This window comes from Halobacillus sp. ABA4_118 (assembly GCF_056160205.1).
The window spans coordinates 3149799-3170522 of record NZ_JBSWWS010000001.1 but is presented as its reverse complement, the minus strand read 5'-3'; the positions used below and the strand labels follow the sequence as shown (position 1 = coordinate 3170522).

Sequence of the window (20724 nt, the reverse complement as noted above, 5' to 3'; positions counted from 1 at the left end):
TGCCACCTCCAAAAAAAATACAAGAGAAGAAGGGATTCCTCTCTTGTATTTATGCAGCTGGTTTACGCATTATCACCATCGTCAGCCGTTGGGAACAATACCGGACATTGTGGCGGCATTGTTGGTGCCGGGCAAGGTGGGATTGGAAGCAGATCACGCGGCTCACAGAACTCAGCAATAAGCTCAAGCGTTACTGGATATGTGGATTGGATGCTTTGGCAGAGACGCACGGATACCGTGATGTCATCAAGGGAATCTCCAGCTGTTCCATTTTCTTCACACGTGAAGTTACAAACAAAACAGTCAAGGTCTGTATAAGTAACCTCCACGTCTGTTCCTTCCGGCGCACACAATAGTACCTGCTCACAGCGGACAAAGTCAGCTTCTCCTACTTCTACAACTGCTCCACCATTTTCTGCTGTCAATTCTACAGCGATGGTTACCGTAAAGTATTTACGAATGTTCACAAGCTGAAGTGTCAACAGCGTTCCGTCAACGACAAGCTCCTGATCGACGCGTCCGACGATTTCAATCGGATCGTCTTCACGCGGCTCTACTGTACAGATGACTTCTTCAATGTCATCACACTCAAGCTGTTCTCCTGAGGGACCGACGGGAAGCTCAAAGTCTCCGATTGTTAGATCAAACGAAGCCTCATTGATTACCCAGTCATAAACTTTTGTTGTGTTGATACATAGGAGCTCCTGGCCCCCATTAAGATTTTTTGCTTGCATGGTTAGCAAACACCTCCGAATAAGATTTTTCTTTCATTCGTAGCATATGTCTGGAAAAAAGCTTGGGTCTAGTACATTCGCTGATGTTTGGTGGGATTTTACAATTTTGTGCGAACACCTATATTACATGCAGGAGACCTCATATGGTGTCTGTCCAGCCCAAAGGAAATGTTCCACACATAACATCCCAAAGGCGGGCATAGGCTGATATGTAAAAAGAGCCGTTTCACAACCGTGGGCAGGTGTCTTAAAAACACCTCAGCGATGTGTCACGGATCAGGAACGAATCAATACTATAATACTGTGCTGGTAAGGGTGATGAATGATGGGACAGTTCAGCCATACAGGCCCGGACCATGTGGAGCTCCTAAAATGGAACATCAACCTTTTTAAGGAGATGGTCCAATCTCTGGAAAATGGTGACTGGACGGTGGAGGATGGGTACAGGGGAAAAGATCCGCTTCATTATAAGTTATTGTTAGAAGGAGTTATCAACAAAATGGAAGAATTCAACCAGCAGCTTGAGCTGCGAACGAATCAGCTCACAGCTCAAGTTCAGCAACTGAGTGAGCATGTTCATCTATTGAAAGATGATGTGGAAGACATCAAGGAAAAGCTTGACCGCCTGCAATTGAAAGATTTAATTCAGAAAATGAATGTGATTATTGAACAGCAGGACGATCGTGAACAGGAACAAGTGCAGCAATCTGAGAATGACCGGTTAAAAAGTGAAATTGATCAGTTAAAAGCGGAAATGAAAGCGCAGAAGATGCAGGAATACACCGAACAGAAGACGACGGCGAAAGAGCAGGCAGGACCTAAAGTTTCAGAGTATCGGAGACTGAAGACGATGCTGCATTCCTCGCCCATGTATCCAGCCCAGAGACAGGACTATTACCCTCCCCAGCAGCCTTATCCATATTCCAGCCCTGCCTCCTACTATCCACCACAACCGGGCCAGTATCAGCAAAACTATCCAGCCGCACAAGAGTCGACCCGGAGAGGACAGAAACGGTCGTCCCGCCACCCGTTTATAGAACCTGTCAAAAATACCATCTTAAAGTCAACTTCAAAAAAAAACGATAAAGAACCCGCCCAGACCGTGAGTTCCCACACTCCGCCGGCGGTAACTACAATTCAGAAAGAGCCTGAAAATAAAAAAGCACTGGTTCAAACCATCGCTCATACCATCGCGGCCATTCCAGCAGAGGAATCAACTCTCCCTGAACAACAGGCCTCCAAGGGGATGAAACGCACCTCCCCTGTCTCAATCGAAAAGGCTAACATCACGCAGAGGCATAAGCCGGAAATCGTCTCTCCTCGGTCAGAACCATTATTGGAGAAGGAGACCCCTGCTAAAAAACGGGAATTTTCTTCGATCTTTTCCATCTTTCAGAAGTGGAACGGATAATGGTGAGGATTGATCAGAGGTTATATGAGCAAATGGTCGATCACGGGTATACCTGCCTGCCGAATGAAGCCTGCGGACTGATCTCGGGTCACGGTGAAAAGGTTGAGCAAATCTGGCCGCTTGTGAACGAACGCCCTTCCCCCCGCCGTTTTTTTGTCAGTAAGACCATCGTTTCTTCCACCCTTGAAGCCATTGAACAATCAGGGCAGCAGGTGCTGGCCGTTTATCATACCCATCCGGGAACAGCACCCGTGCCCTCCTCTTATGATCTTCAAAGTCACCAGGACAGCACGGTAAAAATGGTGATCATCTCCTACAAATTCCATTCTCCACGCTCCGCCTGCTACTCCATATGGGACGGCCGCTATGTAAAGCACCCATTTCATATCGGGGAGCGTTAAGCGCCCTTCCCTTTTTCCATAGTGTGCTTATACTACAGTATCAAGGTGTAAGGAGAGGTGGCTATGAAAGAAAAAAGAAGAAAAAGACTGGTTAAGGTCAACCGGACCATGAAACAAACCCCAACCCCAATCGTTATTGAAACGACGAAAAATAAAGTCGAGCGTCCTGTTAAACGAGGGGGCTGCTGTTTAAAAAGGAAAAGCTGATTGAATCTCGCCTCCGAATGAGACCAATGAGCGGCATGTCCTTATTATTATTTATAAACACTTATAATAAAGGCCCCGGATTCCATATAGGAACCGGGGCTTCTGGTTTAGTCCTCAACAACAAGATTTTTTTCAAAGCGGCTGATATCTTTGTCTGCACCAATGACGATCAGGACATCACTTTCCCTGATTTCCTCCGTAGCCATCGGGGAGACAATCACATCCTTCTCCCGCTTAATGGCAACGACGTTACACCCATATTCCGCACGGATATCGAGGTCCACCAATGTTTGTCCGCCCATTTTACTGCCGGCTTTCACCTCGACAACGCTGTGGTCATCGGAAAGCTCGATGTAATCCAGAATATTATTGGAAATGATATTATGAGCAATCCTTTTCCCCATATCTCTTTCCGGATGGACGACTTGATCGGCACCGATTTTGTTCAGGATCTTTTCGTGGTAATCATTCTGGGCTTTGACCGTAATCATTTTGATGCCCATTTCTTTTAGAATCAAAGTAGTCAGCATGCTGGCCTGTATATTGTCACCTATGGCAACAATGACATGGTCAATGTTGCGGAATCCAAGTTCTTTCAGGGCATTTTCATCCGTCGAATCTGCAATGACGGCATGAGACGCGATATCCCTGTATTCATTGACTTTATCCTCATCAAGGTCAAGCGCCAGCACTTCCATTCCTTCACGGCTTAATTCGCGGCATATACTGCCCCCGAATCGTCCAAGACCAATGACGGCAAATTCTTTCTTCATCTTTCCCGACCCCCATCTATCACGTAAAAAATCTATGCTTATTCTATCACACAATTGTGTCCATCACATAAAAAAGTAGAAACCACTTGTTCTTCCACTGCCTAAAGAAGCTCCTACCATTCAGACGGGACCGGGGAAAGGCGGGGTATTCATAAGGGACATGTTCTTTACCACTATGGTCTTGCAGAGCAAAAAGGGAAGAACGTCTGTCAAACAGAGGTTCTTCCCTTTTATCGATATCTATTTGGTCAGGCTGGTATCCGCCAATAAGCGATCCGTGACCTTACATGATGCAGGTGTTTTTCTTCCGTAAGCGTAGAGAAAGAGCTCTGCTACTTTTTCCCCTTCACATAATCTGCATCAAACAAGAACATGCGCATGAGGAGAATCAGCGATGGAATCAGCAGGAAAAGACCTGCAATAAAGACAATGACAAGCGCCACAGCCATCGATTCATTCGTCACCGCATTGGAAATCGTCACGTACGGATAAAGCAGATACGGTAGATGAGACGCTCCATACCCAAAGAAAGCTACGAAGAACTGAAGCATGACGGCAATAAAGGCCCATCCGTAAAACCTTCCTGTATAGACGAGGAACAATGCAGTTATAAAGAACCCTACAGAAATTCCGAACACCCACCACAAGTCAATCGCCCGTTGAAAATGCTCTGGATTCTGCTGACTCAAAGCAATAAATGTCGTGAGGCTGGCAATGATGGTCGGAGAGCTCCAGAACAGGGCATACTTCCTGACAATTTCAAGTGCCGGGCGGTCTCCTGCACGATGGGCATAATACGTTAAAAACATCGCGCTGATGTAAAGAACGGAAACGATGGCGAGAAAAACGACACTCCATGAATAAGGGCTTGAGAACAGTTCCCCGAAAAGAAGCTGCACACCATTTTCCGTTTCTTCAATAAAGCCTCCCTCTGAAATCGTCAGAGCGGTGGATAAAGAGGCCGGAATGAGCAGCCCTGTCGCTCCGTAAAGGAACATGTAGAGGGAGTTGTCTTTGGATCCATAGTTTTCAAACGCATAAAAGGATCCCCGTATAGCAAGGAGAACAATCGCGATACTTCCCGGAATCAACAGGGACTGCCCAAAATAATACGCCATATCCGGGAAGAATCCGACAAGACCGACGAAGAAAAAGACGAAGAAAACATTCGTCACTTCCCATACCGGAGAGAGGTACCGGGAGATCAGCTGATTAATCAAGTGATCCTTTTTCGTCATTCTTGCATAATAGGCAAAAAAGCCAGCACCAAAATCTACAGATGCGACGATCAAATATCCGTAAAGGAACAACCAGAGGACGGATATCCCGATGATTTCATAGCTCATGACTGTCCCTCCCTGCTGGCTGCGGCTGTATTCGGAAAGCGGTGCTCCAGTTCAAGCTCGGCAGGCTTGCCTTTGAATATTTTGCGTAACGTAAGCAGACATCCAACACCGAGCACAAGGTAGACGGCAGCAAACAGCGCAAACATCCAGCCGATGTACGGAGATGTCGTCGAACCTTCCGCAACAGTCATAAAGCCTCTCAAAATCCACGGCTGTCTTCCGACTTCGGCATAAATCCAGCCAAACTCAATCGCGAGCATCGTCAAAGGACCAGCCGCTGCTACTCCCCACAAGAGAATAGGATGGAACGGGTTTCCTTTCTTCCATTTCCAGAGCACAAGGAAGAGCAGGGAAATCCCCAGGGTGTAAAAGCCGATCGATACCATCAGATCGAACATATAGTGGATCCATAAGGGAGGCCGCTCGTTCTCAGGTGTTTCCTCGAGCCCTTCCACTTCTGCATTAAAATCGCCGTGAGCGAGGAAACTTAAAGCATTGGGAATCCTGATCGCGTTTTCGACTTCATTGTTCTCATTCAGCGTACCGAATACAACAAGGTCAGCGCCTTCTTCGGATTCAAAGTGCCATTCCCCGGCAGCGAGCTTCTCGGGTTGATGCTCAGCCAGAAACTTCGCCGATAAATCACCGGCAAGCGCTGTAAGCATAGCAAAGATAAAAGTGGCAGTCATTGTAAGTTTTAATGCTTTTTTGTGATAGAGGGATCCTTTTTTTATCAAAATGATGAAAGCAGCAATCCCTGCAAGCACCGCTGCAGCGGTTAAATAAGAGGAAGATATGACGTGAAAGACCTTCGTCGGTGTCGCAGGATTGAACATCGCAGCAAGTGGATCCACCGATGTAAAACGGCCCTCTTCCAGCTCAAAACCCTGGGGCGTGTTCATAAACGAATTCACCGTTGTAATAAAGAAGGCGGACATCGTTCCTCCAATGACCACAGGAATGGATAACAGCCAGTGGTAGATCGGCTTCTTGAACCGGTCCCACGTATATAAGTAGATCCCTAGGAAAATCGCCTCAAAGAAGAAGGCGAAGGTTTCCATGAATAACGGCAGAGCAATCACGTTCCCCGCAAGCCTCATGAAGCTCGGCCAGATGAGTGACAGCTGCAGACCGATCGCCGTCCCTGTCACAACTCCGACAGCGACCGTAATGGTATACCCTCTCGTCCAGCGCCTGGCGAGCAGAGTGTAATGCGGATCCTTCCGCTTGATTCCGATGAATTCCGCAATGGACACGAGGACGGGGACCCCGACTCCCAGTGTTGCGAAAATGGCGTGAAATAGTAATGTCATCGCAGTGAGCGCACGACTCACTTCGACGGTTTCGAATCCAAACATCTTAATTCGTTCCCTCCTACCCAGGAATAATCTCAAAATCTGTTCTGGGATTAGTATAAAACGTAAAACACCGTTGTGGTATTCAAGATGATGACTGTTTTGTGACAAACTTCACAAAGTCTTTTCGATTCTTATCGTACCGCACACCATCCGTCCTGTCGACCTATCTGCCTGTTCCCCTCCTCCGTTCTTTTCTAACGTTGTTCAAAAGAAAAAACCCTGTAGAATTTTTCTACAGGGTGATTTATTATATGGCATCCAGCATTTGGAACTGGGCTTTTACAAGTTCATAATATTCGCCGTGCTGATCCATAAGTTCATCATGAGATCCCTGCTCAAGAATCTTTCCATGCTCGAGCACGAAAATGTTGTCGGCTTCACGTATCGTTGATAAGCGGTGGGCGATCATAATGGCTGTTCTCCCTTTCAGGAGCTTCTTCAAAGCCTGTTGAATCTTCAATTCGGTTTCTGTATCTATACTCGCTGTTGCTTCATCCAGAATGAGAATTCTCGGATTGGCAAGCAGGGCCCGGGCAAAGGAGAGAAGCTGCCGTTCTCCGGCTGAAAGAATATTCCCCCGCTCCTCTACTTCGGTTTCGTAGCCGTTGTTCAAGCGCTGGATAAAACCATCCGCTCCTACCACTTCTGCCGCTTCTTTCACCTCTTCATCCGTAGCACCCGGACGCCCGAAGCGGATATTTTCCATAATCGTTCCCGAAAAAATGAACGTGTCCTGAAGAACGACACTGATCTGCTGTCTGATACTATCAATGGAAGCATCCTTCAAATCCACCCCATCGATTTTGACGGCACCTTTGGTTGGGTCGTAAAAACGGCTGATCAAGTTGGCAATCGTAGATTTCCCTGATCCCGTATGTCCAACAAGGGCCACCGTTTCTCCTTGTTTCATCTCAAGGTTGATATCATGAAGAGCTATCCGCTTGGAATCGTAGGCAAACTGAACGTGGTCGAATTCGATGTGACCTTTCATATCCTTCAGTTCCACGGCATTTTTCTTCTCCTCGACATTTGGTTCTTCATCCAGGAATTCAAAGATCCGTTCAGAGGCTGCCATCGCCATAAGAAGCTGGTTGTACATCATCCCCAGTCTGGATATAGGTTCCCAGAACATCCCAAGGAAGAAGGCGAACGATACAAACGTTCCGACCTGGATATCTCCCTGAAGAATCAACCAGGCCCCAAATGAAACGAGGATGACTGTACCGATGGCATTGCTCATTTCGACAAACGGACGAAACATCGCGCTTTTTTTCGTCGCTTCCTTCCATGCGAGAAAGTTATCCGTGTTCACCCCGTCAAAGTATTCGGTATTTTCCTTCTCCTGTGTAAAGGACTGGGTAATCCGAATGCCCTGCAGACTTTCATTCAAGTGGGAATTCAGCCTGGACTGCTGGATTCGTACCTGCTGCCAGGAGCGTCGGATATTCCGGCGCAGCTTCGTGGAAATATAGAACATCAGCGGCATGATCACGAGAATCGCCAGGGCAAGCTTCGGATCGAGTGCCAGCAGAATAGCGATGATCCCAGTTAAGAGAACAATATCCATCAGAAGGTTGATGATCCCGTTTGTAAACAGTTCCTGAAGCGAGTTGATATCATTCATAATCCGCACGAGAATGGAACCGGCAGATCTTGAATCAAAAAACTTGTGCGACAGCCTTTGGACATGGGAAAACAAATGCTGTCGGAGATCATAAATCACGTTCTGCCCCAGAATGTTGACATACTTAATCCTCAAGGCGTTGGCGATGTAGCTGAGAACATACAAGCCTGCAATTCCCAGCACCAGCTGGATCAATAAACCGTTGTCTCTTTCTGCAATCGCAGTATCAATAGCCACCTTACCAATTAAAATCGGTACAATCAGCCGGACGAGCGTGGAAATCAGCATGGAAATAATGGATACAGGCAGAAGTTTTTTTGTATACGGCTTGATGTACGTAAGCAGACGCCACATCTGTGCCCAGTTAAAAGGCTTCTCAATGGCCTGATCCTGTGAATATTTGAAACGGTTTAAGTGTTTATTTTTTCCTGCCATAGAATGTCCCTCCTTCCTTTCATCGATGGGAAGCTGTATTTAGAATCTTTTCTTTGTCCTGGTATTGAATATCGTAAATGCGTTGATACGGTCCTCCATTGCTCAACAGCTCTTCATGCACCCCGCGTTCTTTCACGCTTCCATCTTCGAGAACGATGATTTCATCGGCGTGCTTCAACGAGGAAATGCGGTGGGCAATGATGAATGTCGTACGGCCTTTCATGACTTCCTGTAGAGCTTTTTGGATGTTGAACTCGGTTTCCATATCCACAGCTGAGGTCGCATCATCCAAAATGAGAACAGCAGGGTCAATAAGAATCGCGCGGGCAATCGCAATCCGCTGCTTCTGTCCGCCGGATAATCCCATGCCCCTCTCTCCAAGGAGCGTATCATAGCCATCGGATAACTCCATGATAAACTCGTGGGCCTGGGCTCTTTTGGCTGCATCAATCACATCATCCATAGTCGCATCTGGATTACCATAGGCGATATTTTCCTTGATCGAAGTCGAGAATAAAAACGATTCCTGGAGCACGAAGCCTATATTCTTCCGGAGGGTTCTCAATCCATAATCCGAAACCGGCCGGCCGTCGACAAGCACCTCCCCTTTTTCCGGTTCATAAAAACGGGTGATCAGCTGGGTGATACTCGTCTTTCCTGATCCTGTAGCTCCGATTAACCCGATCGTTTTCCCAGGTGGGGCATCAAAGCTGATCTCCTTTAGTGCTGAGTCATCATCCTCCACATACGTCAGTGTGACATCCTTGAAGGTGACATGGCCTTTCAGTCGTTCCTGATGGATGGCATCCTCCTTTTCGGTAATCTCTTCCGGAGCTTCTAATATCTCAAGCAGCCGCTCGCCGGATGCTTTGGCCTGTGAAAACTGGTTGATGACAAACCCCAGATTCATCAATGGACCGAGGATATACCATACAAAGCTGAAAAAGGCCACCAGCTCTCCAAGCTGGAGCGAGCCATTGATGACAAGATACCCGCCATAGGCCAGCAGTGCCACAACCGACACGTTTCCGATAAACTCCATCAGCGGAAAATAACGCGACCATATGTTGGAGGTGTCGATATACTTCGTCCTGTAGTCATTGCTGCGGTTGGAGAAACGACCGATTTCAAAATCCTCTCTGGAAAGAGATTTTACCGTGTTCATTCCACTGATATTTTCCTGTACTCTTGTATTCAATTTACCGAATGATTTCCGGATTTTACGAAAAGCCGGGTGCACACGGCGGTCGAACCGGTAGACGACTATCCCAAGAAACGGCATTACAGCCATCGTGACCAGTGCCAGAGGAACGGAATAGTAAAACATGACAATCAAGCTGATCACAATCAACAGGACAATCCGGAGCAGTTCTGAAAAGCCAAAGGATAAAAAGAACCGGAAGCCTTCCACATCCGCTGTCAAACGGGACATCAGATCCCCCGTTTTCGCGTTGTCATAGTAACGGAAAGGTAGACGCTGCAGTTTCTTGTAAATTTCATCCCTGAGTGTGTAAACCGAACGTATGCCGAAATAATCTCCATAATACTGGTTGAAATATGTAGCGATTCCTTTAACAATCATAAGTCCGATAAAAGCAGCACATAAATAGGGAATTAAGCTGTACTGCTCCCCTGATACGGCATCGTCAATCGTTTTCTGCAGGACAATCGGATAAACCACGGTAATAGCTGTAACAAAAAGCAGGGCGAACATGGACCATAAAAAATAACTTTTAAACGGCCAGTAAAACTGTTTCAACTTTTTGAACGTATCCAAATCATGACCTCCTTCGCTGTCAACGTATTTATAAATATATCGGGTATCGAAATAAATTGCCACCCATTTGAAATAATTTTTAAAATTTTCTGTTAAGCCCTTTCCCGCTTTACCGCAGGATCTCAGCAAATGGCTCCTGGGTTCCCTTCCCCGGCTTTTGGATCTTGTCCAGCCTGAACAGCTCACGCCTGCCTATGTCTTTCCATTATATGCACAAGATTAGGGTGTCCCTATACGCCTCTTGGCAAATAGAAAGAAATGTAAAAAACGCAAGCGGATATGCGAAGTTTTATGCGTATTTTCGACAAATCATTGAAATCATCCCTTACGTTCCGCTATTCTATTAGAGAGGTCAGTACAAGGACATAAAGAAAGGAGCTCCATGCAGCTATGAATTTATTTGAAGAAGGAATGCAATTTAACCTCTCAGAGCTTGTCGAACTGCTCATTCAAGTCGGCTTGAAAGTGCTCGTACTCCTGATCGGTTATGCTATTGCAAAACCACTTGGCCGTAAAGCCATCGAATCGGCCATCAACCGCTTAAGTACCCAGAGGAAACTCTCCGAAGGACGGAATAAAACGTTACAGAAACTTTCTGTTAACCTCTTTTCCTATGCTCTTATTTTCATCCTCGTCATGATGCTCTTCAGTGCTGTCGGCATTGAAATCGGCCCTCTCCTTGCCGGTGCAGGAATCGTTGGTCTTGCGATCGGTTTCGGAGCCCAGGGTCTTGTGTCAGACATTGTCACCGGCTTTTTCATCCTGCTTGAACGTCAAGTGGAAGTGGATGATTACGTAACCGCCGGCGGTTATGACGGAATTGTCGAGGAAGTAGGCATCCGCACGACCCGCATCCGGAGCTTTGATGGAACGTTGAACTTCATTCCAAACCGCAACATTTCAGGTGTAGCCAACCACTCCCGCGGCAACATGCGTGCCCTTGTGGACATTGGCATCGGGTATGATGAGAACATTGACGAAGCAATGGCTGTCCTGCAGAAAGTTGCTCAGGACTTCCAAGAGGATGAACGCTTCAAAGAAGGTCCGGACGTTCTTGGTGTCCAAAGCCTCGGATCCTCCGATATCGTCATCCGTATTCTTGGTAAGACGGAAAACATGGAACAGTGGGCCGTGGAACGCGACTTGAGAAAAGCGATGAAAGAAGCGCTTGATGCTGCAGGCATTGAAATTCCGTTCCCTCATCAAGTCTACGTTCATAAAAACGAAGAATAACAGAAAAACGCCCGGATGATTTGATCCGGGCGTTTTCTCATTCTTCCACTTTCCATATTTCCACTTTTTTTATCTGCCCTTTCACCATATCGACAACCTTAAAGGAATAGCCGCTGCTCACGACAACTGTCCCTTCTTCAGCCTCATAGTCCTGCGTATAAATCCAGCCGGATATTGTATCAATGTCCTCATGGTGAAGATGTACCTGGAAGTACTCATTAATATCCTGAACCGCTGTTTTCCCCTCGACGAGGTAGTGGCCGTTTTTCAAGCGTTTGATGTCCCGTTCCTCTTCTGCATCGAATTCATCCCTGATTTCCCCGACGATCTCTTCCAGGATATCCTCGACCGTCACGATACCGGCCGTCCCGCCATACTCATCAATCAGAACAGCCATATGGTTGTGCTCCTTCTGCATTTTCACCAACAGGTCATGAATGGGCACATTTTCGAACACTTTCATCACAGGCCTCATGAAAGGCCGGAGGGATGTATGATGTTCTGCATCATCAAACAGCAGCTCTTTCATATGGATGATTCCGATCACTTCATCCTTATTCCCATCTATAACAGGATAACGGGTAAAACGATTCTGCTTCACTTCACGTATGATGTTGGACACCGGCTGATGGACATTGATCACAGCCATTTCTGTCCGGGGGATCATAATCTCCTTGGCTGTACGGTTATCAAATTCAAATATCCGGTCGACATACGTATATTCTGAACGGTTGATTTCGCCTTTTTGGTAGCTTTGGGATAATATATGGCGCAGTTCTTCTTCAGAATGAGCCTCTTCAGATTCATTCGCTGTATGAAATCCCATCATCCGTACAAAGATATTGGCAGCGCCGTTCAACAGCCAGATCAGCGGGTACATGACCTTGCTGTAGAGCATTAAAGGCCTGGATAAGACCAGCGTGAGCGCTTCTGCTTTTTGGATGGCTACTGTCTTCGGAGCGAGTTCCCCGAGTACGACATGAAGAAATGTGATGACGAAAAACGCAATCGCAAAGGAGAGCGTGTGGGTAACTCCTTCAGGAAGCGGAAAACGATCAAACAAAGGCCGGAGCAGGACATCCAGTGTCGGTTCGCCCAGCCACCCTAAACCGAGGGCTGTGATCGTGATTCCGAGCTGACACGCCGATAGATAGTAATCCAGGTCATTCAACACTTTCAAGGCGTTGCCCGCCCGTTTATCCCCATCGGAGGCAGCCGACTCAATCCGTGTTTTTCTCACTTTTACGATTGCAAATTCACTCGCTACAAAGAAAGCTGTCAAAATGATTAAAACCGCTACTGCAGATAACTTCAACACCGATTCCATTTCAGCCGATCCCCTCCACTATAGAAAAAGAGGAGTCGTCCCTCCTCTTTTTCGATCATTGCTTATGTGAACTTCTCCTACACATGTTTTACCATTACTGACGTATTCTAAACACCTTTCTCTAGTGTTCACATAAGCGGGGAAGCTATACGCCTGCTTACAAAGAACGAAGCGTTTGTTCGACAGTGTCAACGCCTACAACCAGCGCTTCCTCTTTCGGCATTAAAGAAGATTGATGCAGACCTGCCTCCGAGTCCACCCCAAGCCAGAACATAAAACCCGGAATCTCTTTCAACATGTATCCGAAATCTTCCCCTGTCATGGCCATAGGGGCTTCTTTGAACGTATAGGAAAGATTATTCATCACCTTTTGAAAAGCTTCCACCTGCTCCTTGTCGTTATACACCTGATGATAAGTGGAGCCGTAATCTATGGAAATGCTGCAGTCGTGGGCAATTTCAAACCCGCGCGCGATTTTTTCGATTTCTTCTTTCACAAGCTTCATGGATGCTGGAGAAAGAGTGCGGATCGTTCCTTCAAGCCTTGCTGTTTCTGCGATGATATTCTGTACAGTGCCGGCCTCGATTTTCCCTACGGTAATGACGGCACTGTCGAGCGGATCCATCCGGCGGGCCACAATCTGCTGGATGTGTGTAACAAACGTACTTGCCGCCACACCCATATCATGCGTCAGGTGAGGAAAGGCGGCATGCCCTCCTACCCCCTTGAAATCGATGAAAAGTTCACTCGTGTTGGCAAACAACAGGCCCGGACGCGAAGTCACTGTCCCGACAGGAAGGTCAGGAGCTACATGCAGCGCAAAAATAATATCCGGCTTCATTCGTTTCATTGGCTCAGAGGCCAGCATCGGCTCGGCTCCGCCCGGGCCTTCTTCCGCCGGCTGGAAGAGAAATACAATGTCGTCTTCTGCTGGCTGTTCAGCCAGCCGGGTCAATGCACCGAGGGCAATGGTCATATGAAAATCGTGCCCACACGCATGCATACGCCCTTCATGGATCGATGAAAACGGATAACCGGTGGTTTCTGTCAAAGGCAGGCCGTCGATATCTGCGCGGTACCCGATCGTCCGCTTCCCTTCTGTCCCTTTCACATAGACGAATACACCGGTCCTCCACGTTTCTACCGTTAACCTTTCCTGAGGCAGTGTATCAATATAGGAAAGTAAATAGGTCTGTGTTTTAAATTCTTCAAATCCCAATTCAGGGATTTGATGCAGTTCCCTGCGGATGTCTATCAGTTGATCCAGTTGCAAAACACTCACTCCTTCTATAGAAAAACCCTGCAGACCGCAGGGTATCAGACAGGCGCAGCCCGCTTTGGACTACGCCTGTATAAAGCTTATGAAGTGGAATTAGTTATCCAGCTTACGCAGCTCCTGTTTGATTTCTGTTTTTGATTTTGTCTGGTCATCAATTTCCTTGATCACTTTAGCCGGGGTTCCCGCCACGAGTGTGTTTGCCGGTACATCTTCAGTTACAATCGCTCCAGCTGCTACAACGGCACCTTCTCCAACTGTGACACCTTCAAGGACGACCGCATTGGCACCAATGACAACGCCGTCTTCTACTACAACCGGTTGGGCAGAAGGCGGCTCGATGACTCCCGCGAGAACGGCGCCTGCACCGATGTGGCAGTTCTTACCGACCGTCGCGCGGCCGCCGAGAACGACGTTCATATCAATCATTGTGCCTTCTCCGACTACGGATCCGATATTGATCATCGCTCCCAGCATGATCACCGCTCCATCACCGATTTCCACTTGATCACGGATCACAGCACCCGGCTCGATCCGTGCATTGACTTTCTTCAGGTCAAGCAGCGGGATGGCAGAGTTGCGGCGGTCATTTTCAAGGACATAATCCTCAATGTCATTTTCATACTGTTCAAGAAGTGGCTGAATGACTTTCCATTCTCCGAAAATGACACCTGTATTTCCAGTAATGAAGTCCTGGATCTGGTCACCAAACTCAAGGCTTTCCAGATTGTTACCTTTAAGATAAACCTTTACAGGTGTAGATTTTTCACTGTTTGAGATAAAAGAAATAATCTCGTTGGCATCCATTTGTTTCATCAGTCATTTCTTCCTCCTTTATGTATCTTTCATCCTTTACTTTATCAAAGGATGTCCGGGGTTATCAATCTTTTTTCGGAATTTGCAGAATCAGTAGAAAACTTACGGCCGCTAAAAGGACCAGACTGATGTATACGATATGAAGTCCCGAGGTCAGTCCATGCTGCAGTACGGCAAGAGCTTCTTCACCTAAAGACAGCCGTGTTTCTTCCCGGAGCAGGGCGTTCGTATCGTTAATGCTCAATTTACTGCCCATGCCGGCCTCCTCAATCGCCTCAGATACGCGGCTGTTCAGCAGACCGCCGAGAAGGGCTGCTCCAAGCGCACTTCCGATCGTCCTCATAAACATGTTGGAAGCCGTAGCGATCCCTCTTTTCTCCCAAGTTACACTATTTTGAATGGAGACAATAAAAGAAGTGGTCGTCAATCCCATCCCGATTCCAATGAACAAAGAACCAGCTGCTGCGAATAAAGGTCCTTTCTCAGGAGAAAGCAAGGAAAAGAGAATGCTTCCCACTATAAGAGAAACACCGCCGGCGAGAGCTGTAGGTCTGAAACCGATCTTCAAATACAACCGTCCGGCAGCTGCTGATGCCGCCGGCCAGCCAATCGACATTGTTGTAAGGGTAAATCCTGCCACTGTAGCGGACTGCTCCATCACGCCCTGGACAAAAGCCGGAAGGTAACTGCTCACCCCGATCAAAATCATACCTGTAATCAGAGACGTGGCATTGGAGTAACGGATGGACCGGATCTGCCACAAGTCGAGCGGCATCATCGGGTCCTCCATCTTTCTTTCATGAATAATAAAAGCCAGGGCCCCTCCTGTGGAAATCACACCCAGTGCAGCCATCCCCCACGAAAGCCACGGGATGCTTGTCCCGCCCTCAACCAAAATGACAATCAAGGAACTGATCGTAATCATCACCCATACGGAACCGGGCAGGTCTACGCTCCGTTTTTCTTTCGTTTTCTCTTCCTTAAAGAAGAATAAAATGCCCAGCAGAGCCAGCATACCGAGAGGCAGGTTCATCCAGAAGACATAAGGCCAGCTGAGCACATCGACGAACAATCCGCCGAGCAGCGGTCCTGCGACTGCAGATATGCCCCACACACTGGACAGCCATCCTTGGATCCGGGCCCGTTCTTCTTTTGTATAGATATCTCCGACGATGGTGGTTGCTATCGGCATCAAAGCCCCTGCACCAAGTCCCTGTATCAGCCTTGCCCCAATCAGGACTTCCATTGAAGGCGCAAGCGCACATAAAACCGCTCCGGTTAGAAACAGACCGATGCCGGTCATAAACACGGGTTTCCGACCAAAAACATCAGAGAGACGGCCGAAGAGCAGAACGGTGGCCGCATTCGTCAAAAGATAAGCGGAGAACACCCATGAATACCATCGGAAACCGCCGAGGTCTGCAGCGATACTCGGCATGGCTGTTGAAACGATGGTAGCTTCAATAGCCGCCAGAAACATCGCCAGCATAATCGAAGCGAGGACCAGTCCTCTATTTTGTTGTGTATTCGACATATGTATCTCCACCTTTTTCGTTATAAAAAAAAGATGACACCCGGTGGATGTCATCCATTTTACCATAGATGGAAGATTATGTTGTCTCCAGCATGGTATACTTCAACGTTTCATGATAGTGTTTGCTGAATTGTTTTAATATCGTTCTACGGGTCACAATACCGTCGAATTCGCCTTTGTCGTCTGTTACACATACAAAAGGATGATCGATCAGTTTGTGAAGCGCATCAATCATCGTCTGCTCCTTGGTGAGGCATGGGACTTGATCATCCATGACTTCCTTAACCATAATTTCAGAAAGACGGTTCATCTCGAATTCTTCTATACCAATCGTTTCCTCTAAAATTCTCGTTTTGCTGATCACACCTTGAAATGTATAGGATGGGTCCAGTACAGGAACAGCGGAATACCCGGATTTCACTAATACGAGCAGGGCATGCTCCAACGGGTTGCTGATTTGTACGTGGGCCACTTTCTCAGATGGAATCATCAGCTCAGATACTAATGGAATACGCAGTGTTTCTTTTTGTAAACTTACCATGTTCTACTTCACTCCTCTTTTTTTCACAAACATTGAAGGAGCAGAAAGAGACGTTCATTGGACCATAAACAGTTTATCATACATCATCCTAAAACTCGAACCGCAATTCCCGACAAATCTCTCTCTGACCAGGTTGACGATTATCTGATACCCCGATTCACAGGCTGTCAAAACCTGTAAAACACACTTGGTCTTTATAATTTTTTCTTAACCGCTTATAATGAATATAACTGAACAATATTGGGGTTGAATCGATGCTGACACATACATTTACGAAAAAGGAAGAAATCGCAAATGCCGTAACTCACGGAATTGGAGCCGTCCTGAGTGTGGCTATGCTTGTCCTGCTGATAGTTTTCGCAAGTCTCGGAGGCAATGCGTGGCACATTACAAGTGTGACGATTTACGGAGTAACGATGCTCCTGCTCTACACTTCTTCGACTCTCGTCCATAGTTTTCCTCCCGGCCGCGCCAAAGATCTCTTTGAGATTTTCGACCATTCCGCCATCTATTTGTTTATTGCCGGGACGTATACACCGATTCTCCTCGTTCCACTGAGAAGTTCCCTCGGCTGGACGCTTTTCGGAATCGTGTGGGGAATTGCCATTCTGGGGATCGTTTTCAAAGTATTTTTCGTGAAAAAGTACGTCTTTATGTCCACGGTCTTCTACCTGCTGATGGGCTGGCTCATCGTTCTCGCCTGGGAGCCTTTGACTGCCCAGTTACCAGCTGCCGGCATCACCTACCTCGTCGTAGGAGGCGTCCTTTATTCCATCGGGTCCATCTTTTACGTATGGAGAAGCTTCACCTACCACCATATGGTATGGCACCTGTTCGTACTCGGAGGATCGATCCTTCACTTCTTCACGATTTTCTTTTATATCATCGGATAAAAAAACGCTGCGCTTTATGCGCAGCGTTTAGCTTTTAGAGAAAGCTTTTTCCAAAGGAGTGGTCATCAATACTTGGTCATGGATAGGCAGGCCGCAGTAACGCAGCTTGTCCTGTTCTTTTGAAACGGCGGAGGAGCGATGCTTAACGTTCTCTTTTATCCGAGGGTAAAGCTGTCTTCCCACAGGCATCGTCACGAGGAGCGTTCGGTGGTGACGCCTGCGGGAACAGCGCGAGCCGAAGATCCACTTGGTCAAAAGGGTTTTCTTGACCAAGTTAGCTGAGGCCGTGCCCGCGGCAAGCATCCACCGATAAGCGGAACGTGTCACCCTCAACACGACAGGCGGACAACTCTAACTGGATAACACGGCTTTTTCTAAAGCCTGAACGCTGCGCTTTATGCGCAGCGTTTTTTATTTAGACTACATCGTATCCTTGATCTTCGACTGCTTCTTTCAAAGCTTCATTGGAGACCGTATCGTTATGAGAAACACGGACCTCTCCCGATTTCAGGTTGACATCGGCTTGTTCCACACCGGAAAGTCCGGCTAAAGCTCCTTCCACCGCTTTCTTGCAGTGGTCACATGTCATTCCTTCTACTTGGAGCATCGTTTCCATTATCGTTCCTCCTTTACAATTTAACCCGCTTCAGTCTGAGAGCATTGGTTACAACACTGACCGAGCTGAAGGCCATGGCCGCACCAGCCACCCAGGGCGCGAGCAGCCCGAGCGCCGCCACCGGAATCCCTGCACTGTTGTAGGCGAGTGCCCAGAATAAATTCTGGCGGATGTTGCGCATCGTCTTCCTGCTGAGGGAAACGGCCTGGCTGAGATGGGCAAGGTCTCCTCCGACTAGAGTAATATCTGCGGTTTCAATCGCAACATCCGACCCAGTCCCGATCGCTACCCCTATATCGGCCACAGCAAGCGAAGGAGCATCGTTGATTCCATCCCCGACCATGGCTACTTTATGACCTTCCTGCTGCAGTTCCTTCACTTTTTCCGCTTTCTCTTCTGGAAGCACTTCTGCAAAGACGCCGTGAATGCCTACTTCCTTGGCAATCGCTTCAGCCGTCCGGCGGTTGTCTCCTGTGACCATGTACACATCCAGACCAAGCTTCTTCAAATCGGCAACAGCTTCCCTTGAGGATTCCTTCACCGTATCAGCCACAGCCATAATACCTGCAAGTGCAGCGTCGACAGCAATGAACATCGCTGTTTTCCCTTCCTGCTCAAAATCTGCCATTTTCGATTCATATGCCTCATAATCCAGCTGTTCCCGTTCCATCAATTTTCTCGTACCGATCATAATGTGGTGTCCCTCTATGTCTGCAATGACCCCATAGCCAGGAACGGCTTCAAATCGCTCAGGTTCTGCCAGCGCTGTCTCCTGCTTTCCCGCATAGTCAACGACCGCTTCCGCAAGCGGATGCTCAGATGCCGATTCCGCAGAAGCAGCGAGATGCAGCAGATCAAAACGATCATCAAACGATTCAAAGTTCGTGACTTCCGGTTTCCCTTTCGTAATGGTCCCCGTTTTATCCAACAGAATAGTGGTCAGGTTATGTGTCCCCTCCAAATATTCTCCGCCTTTGTATAAAATGCCGTGTTCTGCTCCCTTACCGGTCCCAACCATGATCGAGGTCGGCGTAGCAAGACCAAGGGCACAAGGGCAGGCAATAACAAGGACAGCAATCGCAGCCTCCAGAGCAGGCCCCCATTCTCCTGGAGATACAAAGATCATCCATACTAAGAATGTCATCAAGGCGATTCCGACGACAATCGGCACGAAAATTCCGGAAATCCGATCCGCTGTTCGCTGGATGGGAGCTTTGGACCCCTGGGCCTCTTCGACGATTTTCACGATGCCGGAAAGAGCGGTATCCTTCCCTACCCTTTCCGCTGTCATTCGGATTGTACCATGCTTATTGATGGTGGATCCGATGACCGCTTCTCCTTCCATTTTCTCGACCGGAATCGATTCACCGGTAATCATCGATTCGTCGATGGAAGTCATCCCAGAGCGGACCGTCCCGTCGACGGGTATTTTTTCTCCAGGTTTAACGATGAGCTCATCGCCCACCTGAACCTGTTCAACAGGAATTTTCTCTTCTTTTCCGTCTCTAAAAACGACAGCTTCCTTCGCCTGCAGATTCAGCAGGTGGGAAAGGGCGGCTGTTGTTCTTCCCTTAGCAAGGGCTTCAATCAACTTCCCGACGAGGATCAGCGTAATGAGGACGGCACTCGTTTCAAAATAAAGATCCGGCATCCCGTCTGATGCGCTCATCCAGCGGATCATTTCTACAACACTGTAAAAATAAGCCGCCGAGGTACCCAGCGCAACGAGTACATCCATGTTGGCACTCTTATTGGATAACGCCCGCCAGGCCCCTTTGTAAAACGGCGCCCCGATGTAAAACTGGACGGGAGTTGCCAGAAGAAATTGAAACCACGGATTCATCAGCAGTTCAGGCACGTAAAAAGCAAGACCAAAAGGAAGATGACCAGCCATCGTATATAACAGAGGAAGGGAAAGGAGAGCCGAAATCCATAACCGGCGTTTCTTCTGTTGGATTTCCTCTTCTTTCTTTTCCTTCTGATCCTCCCGGTCACGTTTCACTACGGCACCGTATCCGAGCTTTTTCACGCGGGCAATGATATCATCGACCGTGACTTCCGATGGGTCATATTCCACGACTCCCGCTTCTGTCGCCAGATTAATGGCTGCCTCATTGACGCCATCCGTCCGGCTCAGCACTTTTTGGATGCGGGAGGAGCAGGCAGAGCATGTCATCCCTTCAATATCAAGTTCCAGCTTTTCCATGCGGAGACCATAGCCGAGTTTCTCCACCCGTTCTTTAATCTGATTGGCATCGACTTCATCATTACGGTAGGAAACAGACGCTTTTTCCATGGCCAGATTGACGTCTGCCTGTTCCACGCCATCCATTTTATTTAACACGTTTTCAATTCTGGAAGCACAGGCGGAACATGTCATTCCTGTTACACCAAATTGTATTTCTTTTGTATCTGACATATC

At 47.7% G+C, this 20724-nt stretch carries 18 protein-coding genes; 5 read left to right on the top strand and 13 right to left on the bottom strand.

The features are described 5' to 3' along the window. Positions 1–62: 62 nt before the first annotated feature. A complete protein-coding gene (locus ACXAGL_RS16215; protein WP_474971536.1) occupies positions 63–734 on the bottom strand; it encodes a BMQ_0737 family morphogenetic spore coat protein in 672 nt (223 codons plus the stop codon). 325 nt (positions 735–1059) lie between these two features. Here ACXAGL_RS16215 and ACXAGL_RS16210 point away from each other — a divergent pair, with 325 nt between their 5' ends. The 3 genes from ACXAGL_RS16210 (at position 1060) to ACXAGL_RS16200 (ending at position 2753) form a co-directional block, all read left to right on the top strand. Further along, positions 1060–2145 carry a hypothetical protein gene (locus ACXAGL_RS16210; protein WP_474991814.1) on the top strand — a complete coding sequence of 362 codons (1086 nt, stop codon included), beginning with the start codon at positions 1060–1062 and terminating at the stop codon, positions 2143–2145. Next, entirely contained in the window at positions 2145–2546 is a 402-nt protein-coding gene (locus ACXAGL_RS16205) for a M67 family metallopeptidase (protein WP_474968366.1), read from the top strand. The genes ACXAGL_RS16210 and ACXAGL_RS16205 overlap by 1 nt, the downstream gene beginning before the upstream one ends. A gap of 63 nt (positions 2547–2609) precedes the next feature. Next, positions 2610–2753: a hypothetical protein gene (locus tag ACXAGL_RS16200; protein ID WP_156896443.1), complete on the top strand. Its 144-nt coding sequence runs from the start codon at positions 2610–2612 to the stop codon at positions 2751–2753. A gap of 107 nt (positions 2754–2860) precedes the next feature. On the opposite strand, the gene ACXAGL_RS16195 is transcribed toward ACXAGL_RS16200, so the two are convergent. The 5 genes from ACXAGL_RS16195 to ACXAGL_RS16175 form a co-directional block, all read right to left on the bottom strand. After that, on the bottom strand, positions 2861–3526 hold the full coding sequence (locus ACXAGL_RS16195; protein ID WP_160835446.1) for a potassium channel family protein: 666 nt from the start codon (positions 3524–3526) through the stop codon (positions 2861–2863). A 332-nt stretch (positions 3527–3858) separates the two neighbouring features. Further along, entirely contained in the window at positions 3859–4872 is a 1014-nt protein-coding gene (locus tag ACXAGL_RS16190) for a cytochrome d ubiquinol oxidase subunit II (protein ID WP_474968365.1), read from the bottom strand. After that, a complete protein-coding gene (locus tag ACXAGL_RS16185) occupies positions 4869–6230 on the bottom strand; it encodes a cytochrome ubiquinol oxidase subunit I (RefSeq protein ID WP_474968364.1) in 1362 nt (453 codons plus the stop codon). The genes ACXAGL_RS16190 and ACXAGL_RS16185 overlap by 4 nt, the downstream gene beginning before the upstream one ends. Before the next feature lie 247 nt (positions 6231–6477). Further along, positions 6478–8289 (bottom strand): ABC transporter ATP-binding protein, encoded by a 1812-nt coding sequence (locus ACXAGL_RS16180; protein ID WP_474968363.1) that lies wholly within the window; start codon positions 8287–8289, stop codon positions 6478–6480. 19 nt (positions 8290–8308) lie between these two features. Then, entirely contained in the window at positions 8309–10066 is a 1758-nt protein-coding gene (locus tag ACXAGL_RS16175; RefSeq protein WP_474991812.1) for an ABC transporter ATP-binding protein, read from the bottom strand. 390 nt (positions 10067–10456) lie between these two features. On the opposite strand from ACXAGL_RS16175, the gene ACXAGL_RS16170 reads away from it, so the two are divergent. Then, positions 10457–11299 (top strand): mechanosensitive ion channel family protein, encoded by an 843-nt coding sequence (locus ACXAGL_RS16170; RefSeq protein WP_474968361.1) that lies wholly within the window; start codon positions 10457–10459, stop codon positions 11297–11299. A 37-nt stretch (positions 11300–11336) separates the two neighbouring features. Here ACXAGL_RS16170 and ACXAGL_RS16165 read toward each other — a convergent pair whose 3' ends face one another. The 5 genes from ACXAGL_RS16165 to cbpB form a co-directional block, all read right to left on the bottom strand. Beyond that, a complete protein-coding gene (locus ACXAGL_RS16165; protein WP_474968360.1) occupies positions 11337–12626 on the bottom strand; it encodes a hemolysin family protein in 1290 nt (429 codons plus the stop codon). Between the two features lie 157 nt (positions 12627–12783). Next, positions 12784–13899 carry an N-acetyldiaminopimelate deacetylase gene (locus ACXAGL_RS16160; RefSeq protein ID WP_474971540.1) on the bottom strand — a complete coding sequence of 372 codons (1116 nt, stop codon included), beginning with the start codon at positions 13897–13899 and terminating at the stop codon, positions 12784–12786. A 99-nt stretch (positions 13900–13998) separates the two neighbouring features. Next, on the bottom strand, positions 13999–14718 hold the full coding sequence (gene dapD / locus ACXAGL_RS16155) for a 2,3,4,5-tetrahydropyridine-2,6-dicarboxylate N-acetyltransferase (protein WP_474968358.1): 720 nt from the start codon (positions 14716–14718) through the stop codon (positions 13999–14001). 64 nt (positions 14719–14782) lie between these two features. Beyond that, positions 14783–16252 (bottom strand): MDR family MFS transporter, encoded by a 1470-nt coding sequence (locus ACXAGL_RS16150; RefSeq protein ID WP_474991810.1) that lies wholly within the window; start codon positions 16250–16252, stop codon positions 14783–14785. Between the two features lie 76 nt (positions 16253–16328). Then, positions 16329–16793 (bottom strand): cyclic-di-AMP-binding protein CbpB, encoded by a 465-nt coding sequence (gene cbpB / locus ACXAGL_RS16145; protein WP_027954032.1) that lies wholly within the window; start codon positions 16791–16793, stop codon positions 16329–16331. Positions 16794–17047: 254 nt separating this feature from the next. Here cbpB and trhA point away from each other — a divergent pair, with 254 nt between their 5' ends. Further along, positions 17048–17686, top strand: coding sequence for a PAQR family membrane homeostasis protein TrhA (trhA, locus tag ACXAGL_RS16140; protein ID WP_474968356.1), 639 nt, complete (start codon positions 17048–17050; stop codon positions 17684–17686). A gap of 415 nt (positions 17687–18101) precedes the next feature. On the opposite strand, the gene copZ is transcribed toward trhA, so the two are convergent. Further along, a complete protein-coding gene (gene copZ, locus ACXAGL_RS16135; RefSeq protein WP_474968355.1) occupies positions 18102–18302 on the bottom strand; it encodes a copper chaperone CopZ in 201 nt (66 codons plus the stop codon). A 13-nt stretch (positions 18303–18315) separates the two neighbouring features. Then, on the bottom strand, positions 18316–20721 hold the full coding sequence (locus ACXAGL_RS16130; protein ID WP_474968354.1) for a heavy metal translocating P-type ATPase: 2406 nt from the start codon (positions 20719–20721) through the stop codon (positions 18316–18318). Positions 20722–20724 lie beyond the last annotated feature (3 nt).

Bases quoted from the DNA above. Each gene is read 5' to 3' on its own strand.
- ACXAGL_RS16170 (WP_474968361.1), top strand. From the start codon at position 10,457: ATGAATTTATTTGAAGAAGGAATGCAATTTAACCTCTCAGAGCTTGTC.
- dapD (WP_474968358.1), bottom strand. From the start codon at position 14,718: ATGAAACAAATGGATGCCAACGAGATTATTTCTTTTATCTCAAACAGT.
- trhA (WP_474968356.1), top strand. From the start codon at position 17,048: ATGCTGACACATACATTTACGAAAAAGGAAGAAATCGCAAATGCCGTA.
- ACXAGL_RS16185 (WP_474968364.1), bottom strand. From the start codon at position 6,230: ATGTTTGGATTCGAAACCGTCGAAGTGAGTCGTGCGCTCACTGCGATG.
- cbpB (WP_027954032.1), bottom strand. From the start codon at position 16,793: ATGGTAAGTTTACAAAAAGAAACACTGCGTATTCCATTAGTATCTGAG.
- ACXAGL_RS16150 (WP_474991810.1), bottom strand. From the start codon at position 16,252: ATGTCGAATACACAACAAAATAGAGGACTGGTCCTCGCTTCGATTATG.
- ACXAGL_RS16215 (WP_474971536.1), bottom strand. From the start codon at position 734: ATGCAAGCAAAAAATCTTAATGGGGGCCAGGAGCTCCTATGTATCAAC.
- ACXAGL_RS16130 (WP_474968354.1), bottom strand. From the start codon at position 20,721: ATGTCAGATACAAAAGAAATACAATTTGGTGTAACAGGAATGACATGT.
- ACXAGL_RS16190 (WP_474968365.1), bottom strand. From the start codon at position 4,872: ATGAGCTATGAAATCATCGGGATATCCGTCCTCTGGTTGTTCCTTTAC.
- ACXAGL_RS16195 (WP_160835446.1), bottom strand. From the start codon at position 3,526: ATGAAGAAAGAATTTGCCGTCATTGGTCTTGGACGATTCGGGGGCAGT.
- copZ (WP_474968355.1), bottom strand. From the start codon at position 18,302: ATGGAAACGATGCTCCAAGTAGAAGGAATGACATGTGACCACTGCAAG.
- ACXAGL_RS16165 (WP_474968360.1), bottom strand. From the start codon at position 12,626: ATGGAATCGGTGTTGAAGTTATCTGCAGTAGCGGTTTTAATCATTTTG.
- ACXAGL_RS16200 (WP_156896443.1), top strand. From the start codon at position 2,610: ATGAAAGAAAAAAGAAGAAAAAGACTGGTTAAGGTCAACCGGACCATG.
- ACXAGL_RS16180 (WP_474968363.1), bottom strand. From the start codon at position 8,289: ATGGCAGGAAAAAATAAACACTTAAACCGTTTCAAATATTCACAGGAT.
- ACXAGL_RS16205 (WP_474968366.1), top strand. From the start codon at position 2,145: ATGGTGAGGATTGATCAGAGGTTATATGAGCAAATGGTCGATCACGGG.
- ACXAGL_RS16210 (WP_474991814.1), top strand. From the start codon at position 1,060: ATGGGACAGTTCAGCCATACAGGCCCGGACCATGTGGAGCTCCTAAAA.